The following is a 10,014-nucleotide window of genomic DNA, read 5'->3' as shown; positions in this document are numbered from 1 at the left end:
ATCTCGCGATGCCGACCAGTCGCGTCTGTTGCGAAACCGGCAGCGCATGCGTACGGTCGATCATCGTTTTGCGCTCAGCAATCCCGCCTTGGTGAGCGCACCTTCTAAAAAATCATTCTCCAGTGTCCGCTGGCCGATCTTGGCGTGCAACGCCTTCAGGTCCACCGGCGGCTCGCTCGACGGCATGCCCGCCGCACCAAACACGTCCGCCGCACGCTCCTGCAATTGCCGCTTCCATTCGGTAATCTGGTTCGGGTGCACATCGAACTGCTGCGCCAGCTCGGCCAGCGTGCGCTCGCCCTTGACCGCTGCCAGCGCCACCTTCGCTTTGAACGCCGCTGAGTGCGTGCGTCGGGTTCTCTTCGTCATTTCCTCGGTTCCTTTGCCAGCATTATCGCTAGCTCAGGCCACGGCCGTTCCACTTATCTGGCTGTCCGATTTTGCGAGGCCACCTCTTGTCGTAAGCCTTGGTCAAAAAAGCGGGCGAGCAAGCCCGAACCAGCTTATTAGGAACGGTACGCGCAGATCTCATCATGGCCTGAACGCCAAAAGCGTTCGACTCGCGAGAGGCCGGATACATTTACGCAAACTGACATGCGTCGGATCGACAACGCTCGCCTTGCAAAGCCGGGGCGGACCATACATTTTTTGATGCAACGTCCTGCAGGATGGCCTTGTCCAGGCTCAGTTCAGCAACCAGCTTCTTGAGTCGCGCGTTCTCGTCCTGCAACTGCTTGAGCTCGCGTACCTGATCTGACTGCATGCCGGCGTATTGCTTCTTCCACCGATAGAACGTCTGTTCCGAAATACCGACCTGCCGGATCACATCGGCCACCGGCATGCCCAACTCTGCCTGCTTGAGCACAGCCACAATCTGTTCGATCGAAAAGCGCTCGCGTTTCATGGCAAACCTCCTTCTGGTTCAGGGTCAAGTTTGCCGCAAAACTCACTCTCGAATCGGTCCAGGATTCCTAATGCGGATCACGACGAACCAGCAATCCAGACTGAACTCCTAAAGAGGAAGCGATCGGGACTGAAGCGGCGGCGGCGGGCTGGGGTCACGCCGCGTGACGGCAATCGATCACGCGGCGCGCCTTGCCGGTCGCGCTCGCGGGAATCCCGCCGGCCGCCAGCACCGTCACGCCGGACGACACACCGACCATCGTCTTGATCCGGTGCTGCAGCTCGCGCGCGAGCGCCGCGCGATCGCTTTCGGTGACCGACGCGGCCGCTTCGGAGCGCAGTTCGACCGCGAGGTCGAGCCGGTCCATGTGACCGTCGCGCGACAGCGTGATCTGGAACTGGCCCGACAGCTGCGGCAGCGCGACGACGATCTCCTCGATCTGGCTCGGGAACACGTTCACGCCGCGCACGATCAGCATGTCGTCGGAGCGGCCGGTGATCTTCGCGAGACGGCGCATCGTGCGCGCGGTCGGCGGCAGCAGCGCGGTGAGGTCGCGCGTGCGGTAGCGGATCACCGGCATCGCTTCCTTCGTCAGCGACGTGAACACGAGCTCGCCCTGGCTGCCGTCGGGCAACACTTCGCCGGTGACGGGATCGATGATCTCCGGGTAGAAATGGTCTTCCCAGATCACCGGGCCGTCCTTCGTCTCCACGCATTCGCATGCGACGCCCGGGCCCATCACTTCCGACAGCCCGTAGATGTCCAGCGCGTCGATGCCCACGCGCGTCTCCACTTCCTCGCGCAGCGCCTGCGTCCACGGCTCGGCGCCGAAGATTCCGATCTTCAGCGACGATTCGACCGGGTCCATCCCCTGCCGCACCATCTCGTCGATCAGGTTCAGCATGTACGACGGCGTGACGAGAATGATCTTCGGCTCGAAATCGCGGATCAGCTGCACCTGCTTCTCGGTCTGGCCGCCCGACATCGGCACGACCATGCAGCCGAGCCGTTCCGCGCCGTAGTGAATCCCGAGACCGCCCGTGAAGAGCCCGTAGCCGAAGGCGTTGTGCAGCGTGTCGCCCGGGCGGCCACCGGCCGCGCGGATCGAGCGCGCGGTGACGTTCGCCCAGGTATCGATGTCGCGCGCGGTGTAGCCGACCACCGTCGGTTTGCCCGTCGTGCCGCTCGACGCGTGCACGCGCACGACCTGCTCGCGCGGCACCGCGAACAGCCCGAACGGATAGTTGTCGCGCAAATCGTTCTTGGTCGAAAACGGGAATTTCGCGAGATCGGCGAGCGACTTCAGGTCGTCCGGATGCACGCCCGCCGCATCGAACGTGCGGCGATAGTGCGGGACGTTGTCGTACGCGTGGCGCAGCGACCACTTGAGGCGCTCGAGCTGCAGCGCCTGCAGTTCGTCGCGGCTGGCGGTCTCGATCGGCTCGAGGGCGGCGGCGGGATGCGTCGGGTGAGTCATCGGGGTGCTCCTCCAATGGAGTGATGTCGTTATCGTGTTCGGGGTAACGGGGTCGGCGGCTACGACCGGAACGTGCGGCCGGCCGCGTGCAGCATGGCGATGCGTGGCGACACGCGATAGCGGTCCTCGCCGTAGCTCGCCGCGAGATTCGACAGCACGCGATGCACGCGGCCGATGCCGATCGCATCGGCCCACGCGAGCGGGCCGCACGCGTAGTTCACGCCCTTCTCCATCGCGAGATCGAGATCGGCGGGCGAGCACACGCCCTGGTTCACCGTGTCGGCCGCCTCGTTCGCGAGCATCGCGACGGTGCGCATCGCGACCATGCCCGGCACGTCCGCGACGCCGACGACGCGAAAACCCGCCTGCTGGAACAGGCCGACCGCCTCCGCATACGCGGCGTCGCTGCACTGGAGCGCGCGAGATCGACGAGCACAAGATCCACCACGCCTGTGTGCGCGGCGAGCGCGGTCCCGGTGCGGCCATCGGTCAGCGCGGCCGGCCACGGCGAGCAAATCGTCGGCATGCACGTCGTTGCGCCGCCCGTTCGCGATGCGTTCGACGAAGCGTGCATGCAACGCGGCGGCCGGGCCATCCTGCGCGTCGTCCGGCGAAAGGAGCGGCTTTTGCAGAATTTCAAAACGGCTATGAAAACGGAGCGGGCTCAACAGTCGGCCGCGTCACTTTTTGATACTGATAACGTGTGGTTGGGTCATGGACTTCAAGCCGTCGATTCCAAACTCTACTCCCCAGCCCGAGCCTTTGATGCCGCCGAAAGGGACCATGGGGTGAATGGCGCCATGCTGATTGACCCAAACGGTCCCCGCCTGAATCTTTAACGCAATTCCCGCTGCGCGGTCAGGGTTTGACGACCACACCGAGGCGCCGAGTCCAACCTCGAGACGATTCGCGCTATCGATGGCCTCCGCCAATTCGTAGTATTTAATGATTGGGAGAACCGGACCGAATTGCTCTTCATCCACCAGACGGGCGCCGTCCTTCAGACCGGTCACAAGCGTAATTGGATAGAAGTTACCGGCGCCTGACGGGGCTACACCGCCGCACACCACGGTTCCACCTTCGGCGCGCGCAGCTTCCACAAGCGCCAACACTTTGTCGTATTGCGCGCGGTTTTGAATGGGACCAATCGCGACGCCCGTAGTGAGCCCGTCGCCCATCGGAAGCATTTCAGCGATTGCCTTGAGCTCCGAAACGATTTCATCGTGAAGGTGCTCAGGGACGTAGAGTCGTTTGATACATGCGCACGTTTGGCCCATGTTGAGGAAAGCCCCCCAGAACAACCCTTGCGCAATATCTTTAGGGTTCGCATCGGGTAAAACAATAGCGGCATCGTTGCCGCCCAACTCCATCGTCGTAGGTGTAACAGTTTCGGCTGCGACCGCCGAAATGCGAGAGCCGGTGGCGGTTGACCCCGTGAATAGAATTTTGTCTACGCCAGGATGCGAAGTCAGCAAGCCGCCGACCCTGCCATCTCCGCTCACCGTGTTCAGCACGCCCGGCGGAAGCACCTCCGAGATCAAGCGAACCATCTCTAGCGTGCAGATACTGGTCAGCTCGGATGGCTTGAGCACGACCGTGTTACCCATCCGCAACGCCGGAATAATTTGCCAGATCGCAATAAGCAGAGGCCAGTTCCATGGCGCAATGGCGGCCACCACGCCATATGGCTGGCGGTGCATGACGTCGCGTCGAGTTTCGTCCTCGAACAAGACCTCAGGAGCCAGATCCAAGCTCGCAGGTACCCGGGTCCAGACCTCGCAGCCCCACATCTCGAATCGCGAACCGGGGATCTGATCCGGGCCGACGCCGCCCAAAGGCTTTCCTTGCTCGCGGGTGATCCACGTGGCGAGATACTCGGCGTTCTCTTTGAGAACGTCGGCCACTCGCTGTAGCGCGGCGCTTCGAGCGCCCTCTGAAAGCGACATCCACGCAGGTTGCGCCGCCCGGGCAGCGGCAATTGCTGCATCGACATCCGCTTTCGTCGAAACGGGAACACGACCAATGGGCTCGGAGGTCGCCGGGTTGAGCGATTCAATGGTCTCCACGGCCTCGACCAACATGCCGTTGACGACATTCAGATGGATTTTCATGCGTTGGCTCCTCCCTTGGTGCTCCAGGCTCTCAATGTTCGTATCTGAGCGTAGGCGATAGGTGACGCAGGTCCACCGACCGCCCCCGCGCACTGGTTGAAATTCAGACTAGCGAAGCGCGGCTTTCACCACGCCGATGAGTCGGTCCGCCTCTTCCGCCGTCATGATCATGACGGGCTTGCATTGCAACGCGCTCTTGTTGAACGACGAGAACACTGCCCATACTCCGGCTTCGTACAGCTTGGGCATTGCGGCCAGCGCCCAGTCAGGCGTGTTTCGACCTATGCCGCCGCTCAATCCGATCGTCCAGTAGTCGAACGCGGCATCGGCAAAGCCTTCGTGGAATTGCTGACTCAACGAGCGCACGTGTCCGAGGAACGTCGGGTTATCTACCATGTCGAGAAGTTCGCACAGCACGGCGCTGCCGATTTCGTTACCGCCGTACGTGCAGACCTGTCCGTAGGGAAACCGATGAAGATGATCGAAGATCGGCTGCTTCATCATCGTTGCCGCCATGGGGTAGACGCCGCCAGACAGGCCCTTTCCGCTCACGAAAATGTCCGGTTCAATGGCATGGTGCTGCCACGACCAGACATGTCCGGTCCGGCCCATACCGGTCTGTACCTCGTCAATGAGCAACATCGCTCCTCTATCGCGACATAGCTTCTCCACAGCCTGCAGATATCCGTCTGTCGGGAGAAGGAAGCCACATGACGAGGGCTGGGTTTCCATGACGACCGCGGCCGTGTCGTCGTCGATCGCCGCTTCCATCGCGGACAGGTTATTCCACGGAACCTGAACGAAGCCTGGGAGCGGTCCACCGAAAGGAGCGGAAAATTCCGGGTCCGTGGTCGAGATGGCGATACCTGTGTGGCCGTGGTAGCCACCCACAATGCTGATCACTTTCTGCCGCCCCGTAACGCCGCGTGCGAGCCGAATAGCGAGGTCATTCGCTTCCCCGCCGGACGCGTTGAAAACCACGCCAGCGTGCACGCCGCCAGTCGACCTGGTCAGTTTCTGTGCGGCTTGCGCCCGGATGCCGGAAGTGAATCGATGGTTGCCAATGTCCAACGTGTCGAGCGCACCGCGGAGTGCCTGGAGTAACCGCTCGTTACGGTGGCCCATGTTGAACACTCCACCGTTGCAGTGCATGTTCCAGTACCATTTTCCGCTGAAAGCGTCCTGGAACTGCGCTCGCGCGCGCGCGCCAATGATCAAGTCAGCGCCGAGACCGCGCAGCAATCTACCACTCTCGGACGCGAGGTAGCGCGTCGACGCCGCGATCGTTTCCTCACGATCCTCAAAAGGCTGCTCTGGCGCTGCAGTCGAGAAGTCCATCACCGAATCGTCCTGAGTGTTCAATTTCCGCTCCTGAAAAATTTCACGGAGAGTTATGGCCATGAACCGGTCTCGGCGCCAAATGCGCCACGATGCGCCACCCTCCGTCAATTGGCTAGATTCTTCACGAACGGCTCCGAGTTCGAATCAATCGAAGGTTTGATTTGCTGGCAGCTTGCAAACCAAATATTGGATCCGAGGGGTTACCGAAGGCTCCAAACAGCACGATAGAGCGCGCAAGGCACACGAACACCTGGGTTGTCGATTCCGATCTTTATCCGGTAGCACGTAGAAACCCTAGTCGAGTCTCCAACCTTTGGAGGACGACAATTTATTTTCTGCTGAGAAAAATGAATGAAAGTCCGGTCAAGGTCGGGCTGCAGACGTCGATGCCGGCTGAGCCGACAACGACCATTCATTAACGGCGAGGATCGTCGGACGAAGGACGTCCACGAGCTCCATGTTCTTCGGGATTTATGATGAGCAGTTTCGATGTGATCGTTCTCGGTGCCGGCACCTGGGGAAGCGCAGCAAGCTGGCAATTGGCCGCCCGTGGCTATCGGGTGCTGGCGATCGATGCATTTCGTCCGCCTCACAAGGTTGGCTCGCACGGCGGCGCGACTCGCCTCGCGCGGCAATCGAACAGTTCCGGCCCTGCCTACATCAAGCTTACCGAAGCCGCCTGGGAGATGTGGGGCGAAGTTTCGAAGAAGGTCGGTCAGGACATTCTGGTCAAAACCGGTTCGGCGTTCATCGGCGAACCCGGTTCGGAGTGGTTCGACAAGACGCTTTCCAACCTGCAAAAAAGCGAGTTCGAATACGAAGTTCTTTCCGATTCCGAGTCGTCTGCACGTTTCCCGTGGCTGAAAACCCGAGAGAGCGAGCTGACGGTGTGGGAACCGAATGGCTCGATTATCCTGGTCGAACCTGCCATTCGCTCCTTGCAGAAATTGGCCTCCGAACACGGTGTCGAGTTCCGCTTCGACGAACCCGTTCTGACGTGGAGCGCCGACGCCCGCGGCGTGGAAGTCCACACTGCCCAGGGCACGTATCGAGCTGACAAGCTCGTCGTCACCGCGGGCGCGAGGTCGAACAGGATACTGAACCTTGACCTTCCAGTGGACGTAGAGCGTCAAGTACTCGTCAATTTCAAGGTCCCGGCGGGTCATGTCGCAATGCCCGCCCTCTTCTTTGCCGCTCCCCCGGGCGACCCCGGGATGCCGGCTTACGGATGTCCCGAACCTGACGGCACCTACAAGTTCAGCGTCGCAACTCGCATAGATATCATCGATCCCGATACGATCAGTCAAGATATCAAGGCAAACGATGTCGAGCGCGTGCGCGAGGTGCTCCGTCAGCGCTTGCCGCAGCTCGATGCAGAACCTGTGGGCGGCGCGGTGTGCATGTGGAGCGAAAGCAAGGACGGTCACTGGCTGCTCGGGGCACATCCGGACCATAGGAACGTCGTTATCGGCGCAGGGTGTACCGGCCGCGGATTTCGTTACGCGCCTGTGGTCGGCAAAGCACTGGCCGATTTCGTCGATGGCACGGAACGTCCGGACCTCGATACCTTCACGACGGCACGGTTCAAACTCAAAAGCAGCGAGGTGACGAAATGAGTGTCATCGAAACCGTCCTCGACGTTGATCTGCTTAAGCGCGCTGAAGATGTCATCCGTCAAACACCGGGTTGGGCAGACTCCCGGCCCGTGTTCGAATGGATGTCTGGCGGCGGTGCGCACAAAAACTTGGTGGCCATCGACGGCGACCGCAAGTGCATGCTCAAGTTGTGGAATACGACCTGGGAGGGACTTGGCGTGATTCCGCCGTCCGGCGTCGCGATGGAAAACACGCGTCTGGCGGGCGAGTTGGGTATTGGTGCGCGGGTATTGAAGATCACCACGGAGCCACTCGCACTTGTGGTCGAATTTCTTCCCGGCAAACTTCTCGACACCTCGGATCGCGCGGGCCGCAGGCGCCTTCTAAGCGCCGCGCGTCGACTCCACGATAGCGGCGCTCGCTTCGCACGGGATTTCAGCCCGTTTTCGGACGCCAGATCACAGTTTGCATGCGCGCGCCAACGCGGCGTGGACCTTCCCGACGGTTATGAAGAACTGTGCAAAGTGATGGCGCGAGTCGAAAAGGTTCTCGACCTTCGAATCACCGACTTCGTTCCATGTCACAACGACCTCTACGGTGCGAACATTCTCGAGACGACGACTTGTGACGTACGACTCGTCGACTACGATTTGTCCGGGAATGGCGATCGCTGCTACGAACTCGGTTTCATCGCGACGTACGGTGAGCTCGACACCGATTCGATCGGCCAGATGTGTGAAGACTACTTCGGCACCAACGATGCATGCAGGCAGGCCCGCATGCGCCTCTTCGCACTCGCCGCCGATTACTGCAGTCTCGGCCTATGGACGGTCGCGCAAGGAGCAAGTGACAAGAACGCTGACTACGATTACGTGGGTGAATTGAATCGTAGCCTTGACAAGGTGAAAAAGCGGATCGATTCACCCGAATTCGGGACACTGCTCCAGACTGCGGCCCGCTGACGCCACAGCTGCCGCGCGCCCGGCGCGTAGGCAGCAATTTCCGTCTTTCCGAGTATGTCCGGATACTCCGAATTTTCCACCTCCACGGGTGCAGGAAATGCAGCGTGAACCCAGCTTGTCCGGTCGGCGAAGGATCTATCTCATCCGCCACGGGGAGGTGAACTACTTCCCCCAACAGAGCCAAATGGACCAGAACCCGCCTCTTTCGAGTCTCGGAAGAGCACAGGTAGCGCAGACGGCCGCATTTCTGGAACAGAACAACGTGGTCGTAGACCGAATTCTCTCAAGCACGCTGCTCCGGTCCCGCGAAACCGCCCAGATCATCGGAAGTAGTCTCGGAGTGACCTCCGTGGAAAACTTTGATTCGCTATGCGAAATTCATGGTGGCGACGTCAGTGCGTTGTCTCGCACCAGCCTGGATCAAGCGTTCTTTGCGGGAGTTCGACTTGTGCCGGGTTCCTGGGCATTTATGAATGGCGAGACGATTCGCGACTTCACGACACGGGTCGACTCCGAGATCGAGGCATTGCGGTTGGACGACACCTGGAAAGTGGCGCTCCTTGCGGTACACGGCGGGGTCAACACCGCGATCATCTCCCGAGCGCTATCGGGAAATCGCGGTGCGTATTTCGCCAGCATCGAGCAAGATTACGCTTGTTTGAACGTGCTGGACATCGGCGCTGAACCCGAGGATTGGGTGGTCCGACTGATAAACTTTGCCGCGCACCATCCACTCCATCCAACGCCGCGTGAAACGACGCTGGAGCATTTGCTTTCCCGACACGGACAAGCGGGTACTTAGTAGAGGCTAGGCCGCCCCGTTACGACGAGAAAGCATTGATCTTTGCGATCAGCGCAGCACGGCTATCGACGCCGACCTTGTCGAAGATGTGAACCAGGTGAGTTTTCACGGTTGTGACCGCGATCGACAGCTCTCCTCCGATCCTCTTGTTGCATTGACCAGCCGCCACTAATTCGGCAACCGCTACCTCCCTCTTCGAAAGGCCATGGGCGGTCGCCAGCCACTCGCGGACGCGAATGACGGAAGCGTGAGGACCGCTTGCAATATTGTGCTCGATGTAAGGCTGTGCGATCCGACAACGTTGCAGCAGTTCAGTCCTGCGATCAGGAGCGGCTGAACCGTCGTTCAGAAGCACGCTCAATCCTCCGACCATTTGTCCATTGCACCGGAAGAACAGTTCGATAGTGTCCCGGAATCCATGCAGTCGCATGAAGCGGTGATACTCCCGGTCGCCGTCACTTTCGCCAAGCTCGTTGCTTAGCAATGCTGTAGCGCCCCCTAAGGATTGAGCCCGGACGGGAGAAAGTGGGTCGAGATCCCCCGCATACGTCAAGTAGTCGCTGAGGAAGCCTGCCGGCACGTTCAGCAACTTGAACTGAGACTCTCGCGTTTCGTCGTCGATGTGATAGAACGCAATCGAGTCGACGCCCAGCAGATTCGACATGAAATTCAATGTCTGCCTTGCAAATTGTTCGGCACCCGTCTTCTCGCTACGCATGATCGCATCCCTGTTCGGCAAAGACCGTCTTCCCTCTTGAACACTTGCCAGGAGCGAAAAAACGACCTGAAGTAAACATGCACCGTGACGAATCCATGTTAGAA

The 10,014-nt window shown here is 60.2% G+C and carries 7 protein-coding genes and 3 pseudogenes; 3 read left to right on the top strand and 7 right to left on the bottom strand.

Annotated elements, in window-relative coordinates; genetic code table 11:
- The 6 genes and pseudogenes from LGM71_RS30180 to LGM71_RS30155 all read right to left on the bottom strand — a co-directional run.
- Positions 1–369 (bottom strand): annotated as a pseudogene (locus LGM71_RS30180) (transposase); the annotation flags it as partial.
- A 271-nt stretch (positions 370–640) separates the two neighbouring features.
- Positions 641–904 (bottom strand): annotated as a pseudogene (locus LGM71_RS30175) (transposase); the annotation flags it as partial.
- A 154-nt stretch (positions 905–1,058) separates the two neighbouring features.
- Complete coding sequence (gene paaK, locus LGM71_RS30170; protein WP_226118131.1) at positions 1,059–2,381, bottom strand: phenylacetate--CoA ligase PaaK; 1,323 nt, start codon at positions 2,379–2,381, stop codon at positions 1,059–1,061.
- 59 nt (positions 2,382–2,440) lie between these two features.
- Positions 2,441–2,983 (bottom strand): annotated as a pseudogene (locus LGM71_RS30165) (3-hydroxyacyl-CoA dehydrogenase family protein); the annotation flags it as partial.
- Between the two features lie 78 nt (positions 2,984–3,061).
- A complete protein-coding gene (locus LGM71_RS30160; protein WP_226118129.1) occupies positions 3,062–4,492 on the bottom strand; it encodes an aldehyde dehydrogenase family protein in 1,431 nt (476 codons plus the stop codon).
- A gap of 108 nt (positions 4,493–4,600) precedes the next feature.
- Complete coding sequence (locus tag LGM71_RS30155) at positions 4,601–5,854, bottom strand: aspartate aminotransferase family protein (protein ID WP_226118127.1); 1,254 nt, start codon at positions 5,852–5,854, stop codon at positions 4,601–4,603.
- 455 nt (positions 5,855–6,309) lie between these two features.
- Between LGM71_RS30155 and solA the strand changes: the two genes are divergently transcribed.
- The 3 genes from solA (at position 6,310) to LGM71_RS30140 (ending at position 9,192) form a co-directional block, all read left to right on the top strand.
- Positions 6,310–7,449: an N-methyl-L-tryptophan oxidase gene (gene solA / locus LGM71_RS30150; protein ID WP_151049838.1), complete on the top strand. Its 1,140-nt coding sequence runs from the start codon at positions 6,310–6,312 to the stop codon at positions 7,447–7,449.
- On the top strand, positions 7,446–8,390 hold the full coding sequence (locus tag LGM71_RS30145; protein ID WP_226118119.1) for a phosphotransferase family protein: 945 nt from the start codon (positions 7,446–7,448) through the stop codon (positions 8,388–8,390). Before solA ends, LGM71_RS30145 begins: the two co-directional genes overlap by 4 nt.
- Positions 8,391–8,487: 97 nt before the next feature.
- Positions 8,488–9,192, top strand: a complete 705-nt coding sequence (locus LGM71_RS30140; RefSeq protein WP_226118117.1) for a histidine phosphatase family protein — start codon at positions 8,488–8,490, stop codon at positions 9,190–9,192.
- A gap of 19 nt (positions 9,193–9,211) precedes the next feature.
- Here the strand turns inward: LGM71_RS30140 and LGM71_RS30135 are convergent, their stop codons facing one another.
- On the bottom strand, positions 9,212–9,910 hold the full coding sequence (locus LGM71_RS30135) for a helix-turn-helix transcriptional regulator (protein ID WP_226118115.1): 699 nt from the start codon (positions 9,908–9,910) through the stop codon (positions 9,212–9,214).
- Positions 9,911–10,014: the final 104 nt, after the last annotated feature.

The organism is Burkholderia sp. AU33545 (assembly GCF_020419685.1).
In the GTDB taxonomy this organism is placed as follows: domain Bacteria; phylum Pseudomonadota; class Gammaproteobacteria; order Burkholderiales; family Burkholderiaceae; genus Burkholderia; species Burkholderia diffusa.
Note: the sequence above shows the minus strand (reverse complement) of the source record. Positions and strands in the feature narration are given on the sequence as shown.

Coding starts and splice junctions, on each gene's coding strand:
- paaK (WP_226118131.1), bottom strand. CDS start 2,381: ATGACTCACCCGACGCATCCCGCCGCCGCCCTCGAGCCGATCGAGACC.
- LGM71_RS30160 (WP_226118129.1), bottom strand. CDS start 4,492: ATGAAAATCCATCTGAATGTCGTCAACGGCATGTTGGTCGAGGCCGTG.
- solA (WP_151049838.1), top strand. CDS start 6,310: ATGAGCAGTTTCGATGTGATCGTTCTCGGTGCCGGCACCTGGGGAAGC.
- LGM71_RS30145 (WP_226118119.1), top strand. CDS start 7,446: ATGAGTGTCATCGAAACCGTCCTCGACGTTGATCTGCTTAAGCGCGCT.
- LGM71_RS30140 (WP_226118117.1), top strand. CDS start 8,488: ATGCAGCGTGAACCCAGCTTGTCCGGTCGGCGAAGGATCTATCTCATC.
- LGM71_RS30135 (WP_226118115.1), bottom strand. CDS start 9,910: ATGCGTAGCGAGAAGACGGGTGCCGAACAATTTGCAAGGCAGACATTG.